Here is a 17,931-nt window from a genome sequence, read left to right on the forward strand (position 1 = left end):
CATCATGCGCAAGAGAGAATACGAACATAAGTGCCTTCCGTGAAGTTTTCAGGATGAGCGCTTTCCTTTTCCGCTCGCCGCCAAACTCTGGCGAAGAGCGTCCATGATGTCGATGACGTTGCTGCCAGCCGCGCCGGTCTCTTCCTTGGCCTTGCCCTTCTTCAAGGGCCTCAGCCCCTTCTTCTTTTTCGCGATAATGTCGAGGAGAGCGTCCTGCACGGGGTCGGAAACCATGTCCGGGGACCAGGTCTTGGTGTGCTGCTTGATGAATTTCTCGACAAGGGGAATAAGATCAGGGTCCGATGCATCGTCGATATCCTCGAAATAGGACTCTTCTGGCCGGACCTCGTCGCCGAAGCGTAGTGTCCAGAGCACGATACCTTCGCCGCGCGGTTCGAGCACGACTGCCCGCTCGCGCCGGCCGATGACGAGTTTCGAAATGCCGAGCACCTTGTCGGACGCCATGGCGTCGCGAATGACCGCGAAGGCCTCATGGCCGACGGGATCGTCGGGCACAAGATAGTGCGGCTTTTCGAGATAGATCCACTCGATGCTGTTGCTCGGGACGAACTTGTCGATGTCAATGGTTTTGACGGTGTCGAGCGCGACGGCATCCAGTTCGTCGTCCGTGAGGAGCACAAAGTCGTTCTCGCCGCGGGGATAGCCCTTTATCTCGTCCTCATCCTTCAGCGGTTTGCGCGTGACCGCGTCGACAAATTGGGAGACGACGCGATTTCCGGTCTCTTTGTTGAGCGTGTGAAACCTGACTTTTTCGCTCTCCGACGTTGCTGGCGACATCGAGACCGGGCAGGTGACGAGCGAGAGCTTCAGATAGCCTTTCCAGTATGGGCGCGGCGCCATGATCGTGCTCGTCAGCCGGCTTTACGCTGTCCGGACGTCGAGCCGCGCGATTTCGAGGCCGCGGCGCGCGACGCCGGCTTGCGCCCGGCGCCCTTGTTGGCATTGGCGGCGGGTCGCGTCAGTTGATCGCCGCCGGCCTTCAGCATCTTCGCGCTTTCGCGTAGGGCGGCCAGTAGGTCGTCCGGTTTGGAGACCTTGACCTCCTTTCGCTTCGGCAAGGCCTTGCCTTCAATTTTCGCCTTCACCAGCTCAGCGACCGCCGTCTCGTAACGATCGTCGAACGCGGCCGGGTCGAAGGTTCCTTTCTTTGTAGCGATGATGTGCTTGGCAAGATCCAGCATCTCACCTTTGATCCGCAGCTTCGGCACCTCCTCAAACGCCTTCTGTGATGAGCGGACTTCGTAGTCATACTGCATCGTGGTGGCGATCAGGCCTTTGCCGTGGGTGCGGATCAAGAGTGTGCGTATGCGACGAAACAGGACCGTGCGCGCGATCGCAGCGACCTGCGACTTCTCCATTGCATCGCGCAGCGCGGTAAAGGCGTCTGACGAAACCCGGTCGGTCGGCACGAGATAGTAGGGTTTGTCGAAATAGACGTCGTCAACGTCGGAGCAGGGAATGAAGGCTTCGATCTGCAGGGTCTTGTCGCTGTCCGGAACGGTAGCGGCCACCTCCTCCGGATCGATCATGATGTAGTGGCCGTTTTCGATCTCGAAGCCCTTTGTCTGATCCTCCCGCTCGACCTCCTTGCCGGTGTCGCTATCGACGAAGACACGGTTAACGCGATTGCCGGTGCGGCGGTTGATGGTGTGAAACGCGATGCGTGCCGAGGTGCTGGCGGCCGTGTAGAGGCCGACTGCGCAACTGACCTCGCCGAATTTGATGAAGCCCTTCCACTGGGCACGATGACCGGCCATCTTTTAAACTCCCGACTCGACGCAACCAAAGCGAGTCAAGCGAATCACGAGCGAATTTGTTCCGACTCGAAAGGAATCGAAAATCAATAACTTAGGCATGCGTTGGCGCCCTTTTTAACCAGTCTCGACCATGCCGCTGATTCGCTGCATCTTTTCGGGGCGGCGTGCGTTCTTCCGAAGCCACAACTGGAAGGGAGATGTCATGACGAAACGTGAATTCGTCGATAGCAGAACCGATAGGCGCTATATTCGGCGCCGCGGGAAACGCCAGTTCAAGGAAAGTATCGATGTGAACCGGGTCCCCGTTCGCCGATCAGCGCACAAAGGCGAAGACTGAGGCAAAGCCCGGCAAGGCGGTCTCGGAGATTGGCATAGGAAGCATTGGCGCGCGGGCCGCCCTCTGTCGTAGCGACGGGTGATGCGATGGCCGACGATGTCGAGATTGATCATGAGGACAAAGGGGCTGGCGAGTGCGTGTCGGTCGCATTTCCGTTCGACCGTATGACCGTGCAGCGGTTTCGCGAGGCTTTTCCACGCGCCCGCTGGAGCGACCGGCGAAAGGCCTGGATCGTCCCCGGCACGACCGCGCGCCGGCGCATCGATCGCTGGCTGGCCAGGGAAGAATTCCGCGTCGATCCACACGCAGAGGGAAAGGGCAGGGATGCTTATGCGTTCGAGCCGATCCTCAGCCCCTACCTCAACGTCGACAAGGACGGGTTTCGCATCCGGACGCCTTTTTCACGCAAACTGGTCGACGAAATCCGCCAGGTTCCATTTGCCCGTTGGGATGGCGAGCATAAGGTGTGGCGGGTGCCATTCGCTTCCTATGATGATCTTGTCGATCGCTGGGGGGCTATCGAGGCGGAAGCGCAGCGAAATGAGCCTGAAGAAAAACGCAAGCGCGCCGAGGCGCGCAAGGGAACCTACGAGGAAAGACTGTCCCGCCGCCGGGCGGTCGAGCGCAAGCGCCGGCGCATCCCACTTGCCGTCGATGATTTGCCCCCGATAGGTCGGCCGCTTGCGACGCCGCTCTACGGGATCGTCGTAGTTGGAGACATAACCGGCGAGCTGGTCGATTGCCATGAGGTTGCCGACCTTTATCCACACATCGCCGGGGATCACGTTTGGGGCCTATGGCGGACGCCTTCGCTGGAGGAGCTGGTGCAGACCTGGCCCTCGAAAAGGGCGCCGGAAGAGCGTGAGCGCCGGCGCGGCTGGTGGCTGCCGACTCTTGAGGAACTGCGCGAGGCGCGGCTGACCGCCAAGGCGCGCGAACGCAGGGCCAGACAAAAGGCTTAGGCCTGACTTCAATCCGATGGTGGTTCGATCTCGATGATGACCGACCCATGGCCGGTGGTGTGCTCCAAGCCACGAGGGCTACGTGGGACACTCGCCTTGCTGAGCCAGGGCGCGAGCGCCGGGCTGAGGAGAATATGGTCGATACGCAGGCCCGCATCGCGCTCACAGGCGCTGCGCCAGTATTTCCAGAAGGTGTAGATGCGTTCCTTCGGATGAATATGGCGGATGGCGTCGGTCCAGCCTTGGGCGAGGAGATCGGCATAAGGCTTTCCGGACTTCCGGCCGGAACAGCGCGTCGTCGCGCCAGCGTGACGGTGCGTAGACGTCCAATACCGTCGGCATGGTCGGTTTGCCACGGACCTCCAGCGTCTTCAGCCGCTTGGCTTCGGACAGCTCCATGCCGCCGACTTGGCTTTCCACTTATAGATGCTGGCATCGCTGACGCCGTGCCTGCGGCAAAGCTCCGCGACCGGCGTGCCCGCCTCGTGCTCCTTCAGAATCCCGATGTTCTGTTCGTCTGTGAAACGATTGCGCTCCATTCCCTGGTCCTCTCAATGGGCCAGAGCTTACTTCAAAATGGATTATTTCAACGGGGCAAGGTCACCTCTCGTGCATCCACCGCGCGTCTTCGTTCGCCCGGATGCCGGGCGCCACCGACGGCGGGTTCAGTGATGCTGACATCATCGCGCTGGTGCTCGATCCGCGCTCCGTGAGCCTGATCGATCTCTCATATCAGACGATGTTCGTGCTCTTGACGATCATTCTTGCGATCGCTGTTTGGCGCTCGCGCCGGCTTTGTTCCCAAACATGCTCAGGTTCGAAGATGCGGGCGCGATCGATCGCATCAAGGAGGTCACCCGCCTGGAGGACAGGGCGCGGGACCGTTTCAACTGCGGAAGCTGTGGGATTCCTTAAGCAGCGACGTCGCCGATCAGCGAACCAGCCGGAATGTTCCATTCCTTGCTGAGCTTTCGAATCTGATCCAGATTGATTTCCCGCTGGCGGTCTTCGTTAAAGCACGCGCCACTAACGCACGCCATGTTATTATTGGCACATCAAAACATTGGCCACCAAAATCACGGGGAGGGGTTGCCCGCTCACGAGGTGCTTTTTGAGTCAAGTTCCACCGATTTGTCGGCGGTGGACGCTCCATCGGCCACTCCGAGAATAGCGAGATTTCGGTCCGCTATTCGTTTTGCGGTAGACGGCCCTCCGCCTGGACCCATCTCGAGGCGGACGTCACGAAAACTAATTATGCGCCCGGTTGACGAGATCGGGCCCACAGGTCCAAGCAAACTATCTGTCTCGTGTTCAACCATTCGGATCGGCGGCCCCTTTTCTCCAACGGCCCATTTGTCGCCCCACTGTTGCAACGAAACCAGCACCGGAAAAAGCTCCTCGCCCTTGGCGGTGAGGCGATACCCCTCCCGTCGCCCATGTTCTTCAAGTGAAACTCTTTCGACGACACCGTTCGCGATGAGCCGCCTCAAGCGCGTCGTCAGTATATTCCGGGCGATGCCCAGGCGTTCCTGAAATTGATCGAAACGCGTGGTTCCAAAGAAGCACTCCCGGATAATCAATAGGCTCCACCACTCGCCTACTTCATCGAGGGCGCGGGCAATCGAGCAGTTCATTTCACTGAAGGCTTTGCGTTGCATTCCAGCAATATAGCCAGAACAGTTGCGTCGTGCAACTTTTCTGGTAAGTTTTAACATGAAACTTTTGCGCAGCGGCTGATGCCGCGGATTAAGGACCACCACAATGGATCGTCGTTTGCTCGTGCTTGCCGTCGGCATGTTCGCCATTGGTACAGACAGTTTCGTAATCGCCGGAATTCTTCCTGAGGTGACGCAATCCCTCGGCGTCTCAATCGCAGTCGCTGGGCAAATGGTCACCGTCTATGCGTTGAGTTTCGCCGTGCTTTCGCCGGTCATCGCCGCGGCGGCGGCTCACTGGCCGCGAAAGCGACTTCTCCTCGCCGGCTTGGCGGTGTTCGTCATCGGTAATCTCGTCACAGCCATTGCACCGACCATCGAATGGGTGTTGGCGAGCCGTTTCGTGGCGGGGCTCGGCGCAGCGATGTTCAGCCCAACGGCGACGGCGACAGCCGCCTCACTTGTGCCGGCGGAGAAACGCGCGCGTGCACTAGCAATCGTGGTGGCCGGGTTGTCCGGTGCGACCGCCCTGGGATCTCCGCTTGGAACATTTATTGGCGGGCTGGGTGATTGGCGCGCCACCATGTGGTTTGTCACTGTCGTTGGGGCCGTCGCTACTATTGGCGTCTACGTGCTGTTGCCGGCTGTCCCCCCCTTGCCGGCAGTATCGTTGCGCGCGCGCCTTGGTCCACTCAAAGACATTCGCGTGGCGCTCACCCTTTTGACCACACTAGTGGCGTATTCAGGATTCTTTGCGGTTTACACGTATCTCGGAGTGACCTTCGATCGCGCGACCGGTGGAAGGCCCGAGGTCTTGGCCGCACTTCTGCTCCTTTGGGGTATCGCAGCCACCGCTGGCAACCTGGCAGCCGGATACTTTACCGATCGGTTCGGCAATCGGATGATTGTCAACGGCTCGCTTGCGATCGCCGTGGCGAACTTCGCATTGATGCCGTGGAGCAGTGCGGACCTTTGGAGTTCTGCCCTGGCTCTGGTTGTCTGGGGCATTTGCGGTTGGGGCTTGTTGGTTCCCCAACAGCACCGGTTGATCAGTTTGTCTCCCGCATCGGCGTCGCTCTTGCTGGGTCTGAATTCGGCTGCCCTTTATGTCGGCGTATCGGCTGCCGGTCTCATTGGGGCGGCTGGCATCACGGTGCTTGAACGCCATCAACTCGGCCTAATAGGCGGTCTCTTCGTCGGTGTGGCCTTTGTCATAGCGCAGGTGGCGAATTGGCAGATACGAAAAGGTTCTGAGATAGAGCTCGGTCTGGCGACACCGTGAACAGGCGCGCCACAGGCATGCGCGCGATAGAGGCGTGTGTGAGTGATGCGTGGCGAGATGATATGTCTGGGTGAATCCATCAGGCATCGCATGGTCTGATCGTGAGAAAGGTAAGGCGTTGCTTTCGCCGAGCTCCGGGCCCGGGGCTGCCTTGGTTGATTATGCAATGGTTGACTGGCTGTTTTCGGGGCGAAGCTCTATCGACCTCGACGACTGGCGTTGGCGCCCGACGCTGCCGATGCAGAGCACAACTCTGTAAGCGCTCGTCTATTGAGCTGCTCGTGGAAGGTCTTGAAATACGCCGAACGGTTGACCGAAGAGGGGCGCAAAGAGCTCGGCACGCCAGTGTGTGCGGACCGCCGAGCTCTTGTAAAGCATCTTCAGGCGAATGGAGCGACACCACTCAAGTCAGCAAGACCATGCGTCTTCCTGATCAAATCGCCTGCGCGCTCTCCGATGACGACACACGGTGCCATCGTGTTTCCCGTGGTGATACGCGGCATGATCGAGGCATCTGCGATACGAAGACTTTCAATACCGTAGACCTTGAGCTCGTTATTGACCACGGACATGCTGTCGCGTCCCATTTTGGCCGTGCAGGACTGGTGCCAGTAAGTGACAGCGGACTTTCGGATGAAATCGATCATCCCTGCCCGGTCGCGTGTGCCTGGAGCTGCCTCGCTCGTGACCAGCGGCGTGAAGGCGTCGCCATTTCCGAGTTCGCGACACAGCTCAACCGCCGCCAAGGCGGCAGCCATGTCTTCCGGCTGACTGAGAGAATTTGGTTCAATCAGGATAGGGTTGTTTGTATTGGGGCCGGAGAGCCTCAGCCGGCCACGGCTTTTCGGCTGCGCAAGCCCTGAAAACATCGTCCAGCCATGCGCCGGGGTTTCCAGACCTGTTTCTGTCGGCGAAGGAACGGCGAACTCCAACTGGCACTGCAGAATGTCCGGTTGAGAGAGGCGGGAGTCGCTTTTCCAATAGAGTTTTGCTTCGCAGCCTCCCCCGCCGACGCCTTCCGGCTTTCTATATGCCCAGGTGCAGCCGAACGCGAGATGATCTTGATGATTTCGACCCACACCCGGGAGATGCTGCACGACAGATATCCCGTGAGCTTTCAGTTCGTCCTTCGGGCCAATGCCTGACTGCATCAGCACCTTTGGCGTATTGATCGCACCCAGCGACAATACCGTTTCGCATCGCGCAGTGAACGCACGCCGCTGTCCGTTGACGAGAGCCTCAACGCCTGTCGCCCGTTTGCCATCGAAGATGAGGCGCGTGACCAACGCCTCGGTTACGACCGTAAGGTTCGGTAGCGACATGAGCGGACGAACATAAGATCCGAATACGGACTCCCGCTTGCCATCCCGGATGCGCAGTTCTGCGATCGATGCACCTCCGGGACTTTCCATCAGTTCGCCGTTCGGAGTGTCGAAAACCGGAATGCCCATCGCCGATGCAGCGTTCAACAGAGCCTCTGCGATTGGTTGTGGCGAACGTGGCTGGGCGACATACACCGGTCCTCCAGCCCCGCGGCGTAGCGCATCCGGTGTGCCGCGCCAGTCTTCAATCCGCCGATAGTAGCCGAGAACCGATTCATAACCCCAGGCTTCATCGCCCGCTTCAGCCGCGAAATGATTCCAGTCTTCCTTGTGGCCTCGCGCCCAGACCATAACATTGATGCTCGAACCACCACCCAGTCCCTTCCCCATGCTGAGAGGAAGCCGCCTCCCGTAGAGCTCAGGCGCCGGCTCTCCAACGAAACCCCAGTCACGGTTCGTACCGAGATTGAGTGGCCATTGCGACGGGTTTACAACGGACTCGGCCGTATCGTCTCCCCCAGCCTCAAGAAGCAAGACGCTGGCGTTTCCGCATTCTGCCAGTCGGGCGGCAACGACGGAACCACTGGATCCGGCTCCACATACTATGAAGTCAAAATCGGCTGGGACCTCAGGATGTCGTGGCGCCGGATTTTCACGTCGGTTTATGTCATGCGTATTCTGATCCACGGGGTTACCTTTGTGAATTGGTGGGCTGAAATTGCAAGTTGGCCGCGAGCGCTATTGGCATCCGAGATGCAATCGATCTCAATCGGAGATCGACGTTTTTACATACGGCCTGTAAGTGTGATGGGAGGTGAGGACATTCCAGCATCCGATCATCGGAACAGGAATGCCTGTCCCGATGATAAAGCTCGAACGACCATACTTACTGCGCCGAAACAGTTTTCGCCGCTTCGTCGATGGTGTCCGCGACCACCGTTGGCTGCGTCATGAACAGAGCGTGGCTTGCTGCGACCTTGGTGATCTTGGCTTTAATCCGCTCTGCCATATGGACCAGCATGGCTTGGTCAAATGCTTTGTCCTCTGTGGCGATGACGGCCCAGCTTGGCTTGGTTCGCCAAGCAGCATTCTCCAGCTTCGTGGCAAACGCCGACATGTTGATTGGGACCTGCGAATCCCGCATGAACGCGACGTCGGTGTCGCTGGCGTCATGTGCAAATCCAGCCTTGAATTTCCCAGGGTTAACGTACCCAAATCCATCTTTCGTGGTTTCGATGACGAATTCAGATGCCGGGGCAAAACCTTCATACTGCTGGGCCGTCGTCTCGCCTGCGTCCGGTGAGAGCGCGGAGACGTAAACCAGTCCCGCGGCCTTTGTATCAATGCCGGCTTCCGTAATGACTGTTCCACCCCATGAATGGCCTACCAGAATGGCCGGTCCATCTTGCCGCTCAAGTGCACGCTTGGTGGCGGCAACGTCGTCTTCGAGGGAGGTCAACGGATTCTGGACGATGGTGACACGATATCCACGCTTCGTGAGATTGTCGTAGACGGCCCTCCAGCCGGAACCATCGGCGAAAGCACCGTGAACGAGTACGACGTTCTTCACGGCCTGGTTAGCAGGGATCGTGTCCGCAGCGTTCGCAGGCACTGGGGCGGATATTGCGGCTACGGCTGCGACGGTGGCCAATACGGTCCTGGTGGTCATGGCTCTCTCCTCTTGATGCATGCGATAACTCTTATCGCGATAAATAATGCCTGTCAGTTTTCATTCTTCGTGTCAACAAAATTTATCGCAATATTGTTTTTTGCAGTACTTTTTGCTAATTCTGCGCCGACAGGAGCTCAAAATGACGAAACGACATAACGACCCGCCGCCGCTCAGCGATCAGCTCTGCTACGCAATCTACACCGCTGGCATCGCTATCCAGCGTGCCTACAAGCAAGTGCTTGACGAGTTGGGTTTGACCTATCCGCAGTACCTCGTGCTCAACGTTCTCTGGCGCGAAGACGAGCAGACGGTTGGTGCCATCGCCCATACCCTCGCTCTGGAATCCAGCACGCTTACGCCGCTTCTAAAGCGGCTGGAAGCATCAGGCTTGCTGCGACGGACACGAAATCTGAGCAATGAGCGGCAGGTTGTCGTTGCATTGACGAACGAGGGACGCACGTTGCAGCACCGGGCCGGCTGCCTCAGCGACACATTGCTCGCAGCCTCTACACAGACGCCCCAGGAGTTGGCATCCTTGAATCGCGATGTCCGGCATCTCCGCGACGCCATCTATTCACAGATCGGCGGATGGGACGCGCCCGCTTGATCTGCGAAGGCGTCTCGATCTAGGCTGTCGGCACAGTTCCTCCATCGATGGTGTATTCGGTACCTGTGATCGATGCAGCGCGGTCCGATGCCAGGAAGGCAATCAGATTTGCCACTTCCGTCGGTTTGGCAGGGCGCCCGAGAGGTATGCCGCCCAAACTATCCATGATGATCTTCTTGCCACCCTCAAGATCCGTACCCGCCTTGTACGCCAAGCGCTGGGCCAAGTGAACGGACGCTTCCGTTTCGATCCAACCCGGAGACACTCGCACGACGCGGACGCCCTTGGGCGATACCTCCTTGGACATGGCCTTGCTATAAGTCGAGAGTGCCGCCTTTGCTGCGGCATAAGCCGTGGTCGCTTCCGGGAGAGGTAGCAATCTTTGGATGGACGTGACATGCACAACCACACCGGTTCCCCGTTCGACCATGTCTGGAACCAGTTCGCGATCCAGTCGAACAGCGGGAAAAAGATTGAGAGACATTTCGTTGTACCACTCGGCATCAGTTAGCGCCCCAAAGCCACCGCCAGCTGCTGCGGAACCACCCAGCATATGAACGATGATATCGACGTTGCCGAGACGTTGACGCGTAACGTCCGCGACGGCCGCGCACCCCTCTTCAGTCGTGAGCTCGGCCTCGACAAACAATTCTTCCGGCAGGTTCTCAGGACGCGTCCGCGCGGTCGTCAACACCTGCGCGCCGAGGTCCCGAAACAGGCTGACGGTCGCAGCCCCGGCGCCCTTGGTTCCAGCAGTAATGAGGGCTCGCTTGCCTCTCAGGTTGAGAAAGTCTGTCATCACCGGATCTCCAGCCAGGCGATCTTGCCGTCCTTGATGGTGAAGGCATATGAGAGCGTCACCGGACTGCCGGGAAACTGGCCGCCAACTTTGGCGGGGACGAGCACTTTGTTGCCGTCAACGGTGGATTCGAACGGTTCAGAAACGTACTGCGTCGCCTCCTTCGCAGCCACCCACCATTCACGGATAGCGACCACGCCTTGATGGCGCGATCCCTCATCTTCGACAACGGCTTCGATCGCAAAGGTCTCCGACAGCGCATCCGCGTTGCTGCCGCTGTCAGCGTCAAAGTACATGTTCACGATATCGGGCATATCCATTGTGGTTCTCCTCATTGGCTAACCCGATAGTAGCGCTCGACCATTGCGTAAATAAGTGGGATAAACCGGCATGCAGCAATGAACAGATCGGGACAATGGAACAAGCCAACCTGAAGGAACTTGAAGCGGTAATCGCTATTGCCCGGCGCGGCACATTCCGCGCAGCGGCCATTGATCTTGGCATGTCTACGACAGCGTTGAGCCACACAATAGGCAGGCTTGAGGCGGAGCTTGGGGTGCGATTATTCAACCGCACCACACGCAGCGTGTCGCTGACGGATGCCGGCAGGCTCTTTGTGCAGCAGGTGGCGCCCTCGCTTCAAGATCTCTATGCCGCCTTGGATTCGGTGCGGGCGCAACGTGAGACACCTTCCGGAACAATACGGATCAACGCGGCGCCCTTCGCGGCGCGCGCAATCATCTCGCCGCTCGTGCTTGAGTTCCTGCGCCGCTATCCCGACATGAATGTCGATATTGTAACTGAAGGAAAGATGGTCGATATCGTCAAGGACGGGTTTGATCTGGGAGTCAGGGTTGCGGGCCTCGTTCCCAGCGACATGATTGCAGTTTCGCTCGGCCGGCCTCAGCGACATGCTGTGGTTGGGTCTCCTGAATACTTCGAGAGGCATGGGAAGCCGGTGGTCCCTCCCGACCTCCTCAGCCATCGATGCATTCGCGTTCGCCTCCCCGATGGCTCCCTGTTTCGGTGGCGTTTCGAGAAGGACGGGGAGCAGGTGCAAATCGATGCACGCGGCCCGATATCGCTGGACGAGGCTAGCCTCACGAGAACCGCTGTCCTGGAAAGCGCCGGTATAGCCTACATCTTCGAGCAAGACATTTTCCCGGACATTGAGGCGGGGCGCGTCGTCCGTGTACTGGAAGACTGGACGCCACCGTATCCGGGGCTTTGCCTTTACTACCCTGGGCGCCGACATCTGTCAGCCGGGGTTAGGGCGTTCTTGGAACTTGCGCGTGAGCTCGCGAGAGTGAGCTAATTGAACCGCCAGTGGAAGAGCTTTGCTTGTCTCTTCAACGCTCCAAGCGGACAGATTTGCAAGGCGTGAATGACCGGTTCGCGGCCAGTAGGTCACTGATCTGCCATTCCGCAAGGAATGAGCGGAAGGCAGACCCTCGGCTTCTAGGATCTCGTTCGATTAGCCTGGACAACCGAAATGGCGCGCAAAACCGCGTCCCTGCGTAACGAATTGATTGTCCGCTTCGGGCTACTAAAAGCGCGTCCAGGGAACGCATGAAAACCATGTGGTAAGTGCCGCCAGCGCTGCAATTGCTGCAGATCTTTCGCGCCGCGACGGGCCGTCCACATATGCGCAGAAGTCCGGATGGTGGGATCATCGTCAAATCAGCGGTCGCGGTCTTTGGTTTATAGGGACCTTGTATCGAAGGAAGGTGCCGCGCTTTCGCAGTCCACGCCTCTGCGCCGCCGCGCGCAGTCACGGACATCGTTTAATCGCGACCGTCTGCGAGCGAGATCACTACCGTCATCAGCTCCGCTCACGTGAGCGACAAAATCACCCAGATCAGAACGGTGGCTGAGATGATCAGCAGCACGATTGCTGCGGCGCGTATTACCTTTCCCATCATTGTCATCCTCCCGCCAGAACCGCGCTGGCGCCATGAGATAAATTGGCAGAACCGCAAACTTGCTCCGTGGCTGCGGCTCTGAGTGCCAGCGGGGATGTGCGTGAACGAACGATGGCGACCAACCAAAAATTGCAGCGTTTTGGTTAATTTAGCGTTGCCTCACGTATATTGGTTTTCTATTGGAAAGATTTGGAGCCGTTGCTGCGTCTTTCCGGCAAGTCGCCAGTCGCTTGAACGCTCAAGCCGCGCTTGGAAAAGGGTTAGACACACCCGTACCGGACTTCGCCACCGTGATCAGTGGTCAGGCGAACACCAGACTCGAACCTGGTTCTTGTTCGGCGATCGCTTCGGTAAGGCCTGTGCGGGCAAAACTCTCGCGTATCTGCTGGCGAAGCCAGCCATTCGCTGGATCAGTGTCGGCATGTTTCGCCCAAACCATGTTCACCGCAGGGAAAGTGAGTGACACCGGCAGTGGGCTGACCTCCAAGCCCAACAGAGGCCCGTAGCGTTCCGCGATCCTTGTCGGGACGGTGGCGATTACGGGGCTGAGTTGCGCGGCCGAAAGAACAGACATGTACCCGGGGGCTGCAGCAACGACATTGATATCGACGCCGGCGATTTCCAGGGCATCTTTGATGCACCCCTGCAGCGTCTCGTTCTGGGATATGGTGGAATGCTCAGCTGAAAGATACTCAGTAAGGCCAACGGGGTTGCTGAGGGTCATGAGATCCGCATTGAAACAGCACGACACCCCGGTGTCATACAGCTTCTCGGACGACCGGCGGCTGGTGACGGTGTAGGTGCACCCAACCGCGAGATCGATCGATCCATCCTCCAAGGAAGGCTCGACCGCCTCATGCGGAAACACTCGCGCTAGGAGTTTGATCCCTGGAGCCAGGCGCCGCAGCCTGGCGGTCAAATCTGGAATGAGCAGCAGCTCAATTTCCGGGGACATGGCGATCCGGAACACGCGCTCTTCCGTAGAGGGATTGAATTCCGCGCCTCCCGTCAACGCCAGTTGCGCCTGCCTTAACGCCTTTCTTATCGGAACCGCCAGGCTTTGCGCTCGCGCAGTCGGCTGCATGGTTGGGCCAACGCGTATAAAGAGCTCATCCTGCAACAGCACGCGCAGCGTCGAAAGAGAATGGCTCATCGCCGGCTGCTGGATTTTCAGACGCCGTGCGGCCTTGGTCACGCTCCCCTCAGCCATCAATGCGTCAAAGGCGACAAGAAGGTTGAGATCGAAAGAGCGAAGATTGAAATGATCGATAGTTGTCATGACCTGCATCGATTTGCGCGTTGATGTCACGGTACATATTTACTCTCCAGGTCAGTTCAAGGCCGCTTTTGCCACCTCGCGTACATCCGGAGCCTTTCATGCAAACTCGTCGTTCTTTTCTCATCAATACAGCCGTATTTGGCGCGGCAGCCGGGACCGTGGTCGGTCTCCCTGCCACCAGCTTCGCCAAGGCCCCGATGATCGGCGCGCAGGCGGCGGGATTTTATCGGATAAAGCTCGGCAACTACGAGATCACGGCGCTTTCCGACGGAACGGTAAAACTGCCGATGTCGAAGATCTACCAGAACATGTCCCAGAACGAGATCGACACCTATTTGACCGACCGGTTTCAATCGGGCGCGGCAGAAGTTTCCGTGAATGCCTATCTGATCAACACCGGCGAGCGCCTCGTGCTGGTGGATGCCGGCACAGGCGACCTAATGGGTCCCGCGCTGGGCAAGCTCGTATCGAATATCGAAGCATCGGGCTACAAGCCCTCTGAAATCGACGACGTCATTTTAACTCACATCCACGCCGACCATTCAGGCGGACTGGTTTCGGGCGGTGACCGCGTCTACAAAAACGCCATTCTGCACGTCAACCGACGGGAAGCGGAATTCTGGCTGAAGGCAGATGCTAAAGCGAAAGCCGATCAGGTACTTGGGCCTCAGATCGCCCAGGCCGAAAGGTGCCTCGGACCCTATGTCGATGCCGAGAAGCTCGAAACGTTCGATGACAATGGCGCACCCATTTCTGGTTTTGCATCTGTTCTGCTTGCGGGCCACACGCCCGGTCACAGTGGTATCATTGTCGAGAGCGAGGGGGAAAAGATCGTGTTTTGGGGCGATGTCGCCCATGGCGACGTGCTGCAATATGACCATCCGGATGTCACGGTCGCATTTGATGTCGACCAGAACGCCGCCGCAGCAACCCGCGCGACGGCTTTTGCTGAGGCGGCAGACGGGCGCTATCTGGTCGCCGGTGCGCATCATGCTTTTCCTGGGATCGGGCATGTTCGCCGCGATGCGGACAATTACGACTGGGTGCCGTTGGTATACCGGGCGGTTTACTGAACCCTCGACCGAACGCATGGAATGGTTCGCCATCCGCAGCGATCACTGTCGATCTCCCAGGCGAGAAGTGGCCGGATATTGCGCGCCTCGATGCCCGCAGAACGGCCGTTTTTGGCTTGCCCGCTAAAGCAATTTAGCCATCGGATCATCAAGAGGTGACGACGGGGCGATCCGGATGTGATTAAACGGAGCCTGGCGCGCGCACACTCGCCTGGAGGTCGTCAATTTGGAAGAGCCGGAAGAAATCTCTCGCGAGGTCCTTTCGAAAGGAGGGTCATCGAAGGGGCCCTCCTTGCAGGGCGCGCAAGACCGGGAAGAGGCGGCTGCTCCACCTGAGCGGACCTCGCCGCTCGGCCTCGAGCAATACATCGCGGGCAGGACGCTTGTCAGTGGCGATGGCCCGGCGTGGAACGACCTGTTCGTTCAGGTGTATTCCCGCCGCGACAAGCAGGAAGCGTTTCTTGTCCCAGCTGTTGCGGAACCGCTGATCGTCTGGGTTATGTCGGGCGAAGCGAATGTCGAAGAGCGCGAACTCGGCGGCGATTGGGTATCCAATATCGTGTCGGTCGGAGACTTCTTCCTGACCCGTTCCCCGACGCCTTACGAAATGCGCTGGCGTTCGACTGGGACGGCGCCCTTTCAGGTGATGCATCTGTATTTGTCGGTTCCTCTGTTTGAGCGCGTCGCCAAAGAGGTGCTTGGCGGCGATGGGCCGCCCGTGCTGCTCGACGTCTCCGGCGGGAAAGATGAGCAGCTCTCGCATCTATTGGCCTTGATCCATCAGGAACTTGCCGCTGAAGGCAAAGGCAGCCAATTGTTCGTGCAAGGATTGGCTCAAAGTCTCACGGTGCACCTGATCCGCAACTACGTAACGGAGGATCGGCAAGACAATCGGCAGACGGCTCTGCCAGGCTTTAAGCTTCGGCGCGCCATGGCTTATCTCGAAGCGCACCTGGCTGACCCGTTCAACCTGGCGCAGCTCGCCGTTACGGTAGGCATGAGCGAGTTTCATTTCAGCCGACTGTTTAAGAAAGCAACCGGCCTTTCGCCCTCCCGCTACTTCATTCGCCAGCGCGTCGCCAAGGCACAGCAGCTGCTCCAGGAAACTGAGACGAGCATCATCGAGATTGGCCTGTCGGTTGGCTATTCGAGCCCGAGTCACTTTGCGCAGGTCTTCCGCCGCGAGACAGGTCTGCCGCCGAGCCACTATCGTCGAGGATGATTTTTCATCCGTCTGCGATTTGAGCAAGATCGCGACAGGTCGCGCAAGGCCCCGTGAGAAGGGCCGGCGTGAAACGCTTAGGTTCCTCCTTGTCGAAACGAAACGCCCACCGCGGTGGTGGGCTTCAAAGACAAGGAGTGAAGACAATGGCCAACCTCAACGGAAAGATCGCATTGGTAACTGGCGCGTCGAGTGGCATTGGCGCCGCTACCGCCGTGAAGCTCGCCGAAGCCGGCGCGAAAGTCGGCATCGCCGCTCGCCGGACCGAAAAACTCGAAGACCTGAAGCAGCGGATTGAAGCGAAGGGCGGCGAGGCTCTGGTGATCGAGATGGATGTCGTTGATCCGAGCGCGATCGAAACCGGCGTCAAAAAGCTTGTCGAAACCTACGGCTCGATCGATATCCTGGTCAACAATGCCGGCCTGATGCCACTCTCGGACATCGACCAGTTCAAGGTCGACGAATGGCACCGGATGGTGGACGTGAACGTAAAGGGCGTGCTCAACACGACGGCTGCCGTTCTGCCCCAGATGATCAAGCAGCATTCGGGCCACATCTTCAACATGTCCTCGATCGCGGGCCGCAAGGTCTTCAAGGGTCTTTCGGTCTACTGCGCCACGAAACACGCGGTCACGGCCTTCTCCGACGGACTGCGCATGGAAGTTGGCCAGAAGCACAACATCCGCGTGACCTGCATTCAGCCAGGCGCTGTTGCCACCGAGCTCTACGACCACATCACCGATCCGGGCTACCGCAAGCAGATGGATGAGCTGGCCAGCCAGATGACTTTCCTTCAGGGCGAGGACATTGGCGACACCATCGTCTTCGCCGCCCAGGCTCCGGCGCATGTCGACGTCGCTGAGCTGTTTGTCCTGCCGGTTGAGCAGGGCTGGTAAGCGACTGTCCTAACGGGCCCTGCCCAAGGGTGGGGCCCTCTTCACGGGAGAGTAGGATGAAAGAGGTATCCGCACTACAAACCTACCGTGTGCTGGAGCCAGGCCCGATCGTTATGGTAACGACCAGCGATCGGGGAAAGCCAAACGTCATGACGATGGGCTTTCATATGATGATCCAGCACGCGCCGCCGCTGATCGGCTGCATCATCGGGCCGTGGGACCATAGCTTCGAGACAATTCTGGCGACGGGCGAGTGTGTCATCGCCGTTCCGGGTCTCGACCTCGCCGAGACGGTTGTCGATGTGGGGAACTGCTCGGGCGACAGCGTTGACAAGTTTCAGCGTTTTGGACTGCGCACCGAAAAGGCGAAGGAGGTGTCCGCGCCTCTTATCGCCGACTGCCTGGTGAACATCGAATGCGTGGTGGTCGATCGGCGCAACGTCGAGCCGTACAACCTGTTCATCCTGGAAGCCAAGCGCCTATGGGTGAACGAAACCCGCAAGGAGCGTCGAACACTTCACCACCGGGGCGACGGCACCTTCACCGTCGACGGCGGAACGCTCGATCTCAAGGACCGTATGGTCAAGTGGCGCCATCTGCCCTGAGGGCGTCGGCCGCCTCATTCGAAACCGAAATTAGAGGAGAAACCCTATGTCTGCCTATCTCGTCGTCGACCTCGATATTCACGATATGAATTCGATCGAAGACTATCGTTCCAAGGCATTGCCGCTTGTTGCCAAAGCAGGCGGCCGCCTGATCGCTCTCGACGCCACGCCACTTGCACTCGAAGACTGGGAAGCCACCAACATGCTGATCATTGAATTCCCGGACAAAGAAGCGATCAGCCAGTTGTTCGCATCGCAAGAATATCAACCACTTGCAGCCCAGCGCCAGGCTGCTGCCAAATCGAGGATCATCGCGATCGCGGGCGCCTGAAGTCTGTCAACTCGGTAAGGACTATCAAAATGGCCGAACTGACCAATGTGGCCTTCTTCAAGGCAAAGCCCGATATTTCCTTGCGATGGTGCCTGACCTTTGTGTCACCGATGTTGAGATCCGAGGGTTTCAGCAGCGCTCGGCGCTATCTGCATAGCTGCTGACCATCGAACGAAAAGAGCCCGGGGG

18 protein-coding genes and 4 pseudogenes are annotated in these 17,931 nt (G+C 58.6%); 11 read left to right on the forward strand and 11 right to left on the reverse strand.

The genetic code is table 11. The features are described from left to right. Positions 1 to 48: 48 nt before the first annotated feature. Complete coding sequence (locus ASD63_RS04530; RefSeq protein ID WP_060528810.1) at positions 49 to 861, reverse strand: Ku protein; 813 nt, start codon at positions 859 to 861, stop codon at positions 49 to 51. Positions 862 to 872: 11 nt separating this feature from the next. Beyond that, positions 873 to 1,778: a Ku protein gene (locus ASD63_RS04535; protein ID WP_034799814.1), complete on the reverse strand. Its 906-nt coding sequence runs from the start codon at positions 1,776 to 1,778 to the stop codon at positions 873 to 875. A gap of 423 nt (positions 1,779 to 2,201) precedes the next feature. Here ASD63_RS04535 and ASD63_RS04540 point away from each other — a divergent pair, with 423 nt between their 5' ends. Continuing rightward, complete coding sequence (locus ASD63_RS04540) at positions 2,202 to 3,077, forward strand: hypothetical protein (protein ID WP_034799908.1); 876 nt, start codon at positions 2,202 to 2,204, stop codon at positions 3,075 to 3,077. An 8-nt stretch (positions 3,078 to 3,085) separates the two neighbouring features. Here the strand turns inward: ASD63_RS04540 and ASD63_RS33895 are convergent. The 4 genes and pseudogenes from ASD63_RS33895 to ASD63_RS04555 form a co-directional block, all read right to left on the reverse strand. Further along, positions 3,086 to 3,419 (reverse strand): annotated as a pseudogene (locus ASD63_RS33895) (exodeoxyribonuclease III); the annotation flags it as partial. 18 nt (positions 3,420 to 3,437) lie between these two features. Then, positions 3,438 to 3,616, reverse strand: a pseudogene (locus ASD63_RS04545) (transposase); the annotation flags it as partial. Positions 3,617 to 3,988: 372 nt separating this feature from the next. Further along, positions 3,989 to 4,084: pseudogene (locus tag ASD63_RS36705) on the reverse strand (transcriptional regulator); the annotation flags it as partial. A 90-nt stretch (positions 4,085 to 4,174) separates the two neighbouring features. Continuing rightward, positions 4,175 to 4,792, reverse strand: a complete 618-nt coding sequence (locus ASD63_RS04555; protein ID WP_234798859.1) for a helix-turn-helix domain-containing protein — start codon at positions 4,790 to 4,792, stop codon at positions 4,175 to 4,177. A gap of 46 nt (positions 4,793 to 4,838) precedes the next feature. Here ASD63_RS04555 and ASD63_RS04560 point away from each other — a divergent pair, with 46 nt between their 5' ends. After that, on the forward strand, positions 4,839 to 6,014 hold the full coding sequence (locus tag ASD63_RS04560) for an MFS transporter (protein ID WP_034799817.1): 1,176 nt from the start codon (positions 4,839 to 4,841) through the stop codon (positions 6,012 to 6,014). 380 nt (positions 6,015 to 6,394) lie between these two features. Here the strand turns inward: ASD63_RS04560 and ASD63_RS04565 are convergent, their stop codons facing one another. After that, positions 6,395 to 8,002, reverse strand: a complete 1,608-nt coding sequence (locus ASD63_RS04565; RefSeq protein WP_234798897.1) for a GMC family oxidoreductase — start codon at positions 8,000 to 8,002, stop codon at positions 6,395 to 6,397. Positions 8,003 to 8,222: 220 nt separating this feature from the next. After that, entirely contained in the window at positions 8,223 to 9,005 is a 783-nt protein-coding gene (locus ASD63_RS04570) for an alpha/beta hydrolase (protein ID WP_060528811.1), read from the reverse strand. 142 nt (positions 9,006 to 9,147) lie between these two features. On the opposite strand from ASD63_RS04570, the gene ASD63_RS04575 reads away from it, so the two are divergent. Continuing rightward, complete coding sequence (locus ASD63_RS04575; RefSeq protein ID WP_034799823.1) at positions 9,148 to 9,615, forward strand: MarR family transcriptional regulator; 468 nt, start codon at positions 9,148 to 9,150, stop codon at positions 9,613 to 9,615. A 19-nt stretch (positions 9,616 to 9,634) separates the two neighbouring features. Here the strand turns inward: ASD63_RS04575 and ASD63_RS04580 are convergent, their stop codons facing one another. Further along, complete coding sequence (locus ASD63_RS04580) at positions 9,635 to 10,414, reverse strand: SDR family oxidoreductase (protein WP_034799824.1); 780 nt, start codon at positions 10,412 to 10,414, stop codon at positions 9,635 to 9,637. After that, positions 10,414 to 10,734 (reverse strand): nuclear transport factor 2 family protein, encoded by a 321-nt coding sequence (locus tag ASD63_RS04585; protein ID WP_034799826.1) that lies wholly within the window; start codon positions 10,732 to 10,734, stop codon positions 10,414 to 10,416. Before ASD63_RS04585 ends, ASD63_RS04580 begins: the two co-directional genes overlap by 1 nt. A 95-nt stretch (positions 10,735 to 10,829) precedes the next feature. On the opposite strand from ASD63_RS04585, the gene ASD63_RS04590 reads away from it, so the two are divergent. Together ASD63_RS04590 and ASD63_RS34875 are read left to right on the forward strand one after the other, a co-directional pair. Continuing rightward, a complete protein-coding gene (locus tag ASD63_RS04590; protein WP_034799828.1) occupies positions 10,830 to 11,729 on the forward strand; it encodes a LysR family transcriptional regulator in 900 nt (299 codons plus the stop codon). A 245-nt stretch (positions 11,730 to 11,974) separates the two neighbouring features. Continuing rightward, a pseudogene (locus ASD63_RS34875) lies at positions 11,975 to 12,121 on the forward strand (IS1595 family transposase); the annotation flags it as partial. A gap of 516 nt (positions 12,122 to 12,637) precedes the next feature. Here ASD63_RS34875 and ASD63_RS04595 read toward each other — a convergent pair. Then, positions 12,638 to 13,615, reverse strand: coding sequence for a LysR family transcriptional regulator (locus ASD63_RS04595; RefSeq protein ID WP_034799910.1), 978 nt, complete (start codon positions 13,613 to 13,615; stop codon positions 12,638 to 12,640). Positions 13,616 to 13,713: 98 nt separating this feature from the next. Here ASD63_RS04595 and ASD63_RS04600 point away from each other — a divergent pair, with 98 nt between their 5' ends. The 6 genes from ASD63_RS04600 (at position 13,714) to ASD63_RS36560 (ending at position 17,906) form a co-directional block, all read left to right on the forward strand. After that, the gene (locus ASD63_RS04600; RefSeq protein ID WP_034799830.1) at positions 13,714 to 14,688 is read left to right on the forward strand and encodes an MBL fold metallo-hydrolase; all 975 of its coding nucleotides are present in this window, start codon (positions 13,714 to 13,716) and stop codon (positions 14,686 to 14,688) included. A 292-nt stretch (positions 14,689 to 14,980) separates the two neighbouring features. Next, entirely contained in the window at positions 14,981 to 15,910 is a 930-nt protein-coding gene (locus ASD63_RS04605) for an AraC family transcriptional regulator (RefSeq protein WP_034799832.1), read from the forward strand. Between the two features lie 146 nt (positions 15,911 to 16,056). Next, on the forward strand, positions 16,057 to 16,806 hold the full coding sequence (locus tag ASD63_RS04610; protein WP_034799834.1) for an SDR family oxidoreductase: 750 nt from the start codon (positions 16,057 to 16,059) through the stop codon (positions 16,804 to 16,806). 56 nt (positions 16,807 to 16,862) lie between these two features. Continuing rightward, entirely contained in the window at positions 16,863 to 17,411 is a 549-nt protein-coding gene (locus ASD63_RS04615; protein ID WP_034799835.1) for a flavin reductase family protein, read from the forward strand. 46 nt (positions 17,412 to 17,457) lie between these two features. Beyond that, positions 17,458 to 17,742 (forward strand): DUF1330 domain-containing protein, encoded by a 285-nt coding sequence (locus ASD63_RS04620; protein ID WP_034799837.1) that lies wholly within the window; start codon positions 17,458 to 17,460, stop codon positions 17,740 to 17,742. Between the two features lie 29 nt (positions 17,743 to 17,771). Continuing rightward, entirely contained in the window at positions 17,772 to 17,906 is a 135-nt protein-coding gene (locus tag ASD63_RS36560) for a hypothetical protein (RefSeq protein ID WP_257785215.1), read from the forward strand. The last annotated feature ends 25 nt before the right edge of the window (positions 17,907 to 17,931 follow it).

The organism is Ensifer sp. Root558, from assembly GCF_001427045.1.
Lineage (GTDB): Bacteria > Pseudomonadota > Alphaproteobacteria > Rhizobiales > Rhizobiaceae > Ensifer > Ensifer adhaerens.

Bases quoted from the DNA above. Each gene is read 5' to 3' on its own strand.
- ASD63_RS04530 (WP_060528810.1), bottom strand. From the start codon at position 861: ATGGCGCCGCGCCCATACTGGAAAGGCTATCTGAAGCTCTCGCTCGTC.
- ASD63_RS04535 (WP_034799814.1), bottom strand. From the start codon at position 1,778: ATGGCCGGTCATCGTGCCCAGTGGAAGGGCTTCATCAAATTCGGCGAG.
- ASD63_RS04540 (WP_034799908.1), top strand. From the start codon at position 2,202: ATGGCCGACGATGTCGAGATTGATCATGAGGACAAAGGGGCTGGCGAG.
- ASD63_RS04555 (WP_234798859.1), bottom strand. From the start codon at position 4,792: ATGTTAAAACTTACCAGAAAAGTTGCACGACGCAACTGTTCTGGCTAT.
- ASD63_RS04560 (WP_034799817.1), top strand. From the start codon at position 4,839: ATGGATCGTCGTTTGCTCGTGCTTGCCGTCGGCATGTTCGCCATTGGT.
- ASD63_RS04570 (WP_060528811.1), bottom strand. From the start codon at position 9,005: ATGACCACCAGGACCGTATTGGCCACCGTCGCAGCCGTAGCCGCAATA.
- ASD63_RS04575 (WP_034799823.1), top strand. From the start codon at position 9,148: ATGACGAAACGACATAACGACCCGCCGCCGCTCAGCGATCAGCTCTGC.
- ASD63_RS04580 (WP_034799824.1), bottom strand. From the start codon at position 10,414: ATGACAGACTTTCTCAACCTGAGAGGCAAGCGAGCCCTCATTACTGCT.
- ASD63_RS04585 (WP_034799826.1), bottom strand. From the start codon at position 10,734: ATGGATATGCCCGATATCGTGAACATGTACTTTGACGCTGACAGCGGC.
- ASD63_RS04590 (WP_034799828.1), top strand. From the start codon at position 10,830: ATGGAACAAGCCAACCTGAAGGAACTTGAAGCGGTAATCGCTATTGCC.
- ASD63_RS04595 (WP_034799910.1), bottom strand. From the start codon at position 13,615: ATGACAACTATCGATCATTTCAATCTTCGCTCTTTCGATCTCAACCTT.
- ASD63_RS04600 (WP_034799830.1), top strand. From the start codon at position 13,714: ATGCAAACTCGTCGTTCTTTTCTCATCAATACAGCCGTATTTGGCGCG.
- ASD63_RS04610 (WP_034799834.1), top strand. From the start codon at position 16,057: ATGGCCAACCTCAACGGAAAGATCGCATTGGTAACTGGCGCGTCGAGT.
- ASD63_RS04615 (WP_034799835.1), top strand. From the start codon at position 16,863: ATGAAAGAGGTATCCGCACTACAAACCTACCGTGTGCTGGAGCCAGGC.
- ASD63_RS04620 (WP_034799837.1), top strand. From the start codon at position 17,458: ATGTCTGCCTATCTCGTCGTCGACCTCGATATTCACGATATGAATTCG.
- ASD63_RS36560 (WP_257785215.1), top strand. From the start codon at position 17,772: ATGGCCGAACTGACCAATGTGGCCTTCTTCAAGGCAAAGCCCGATATT.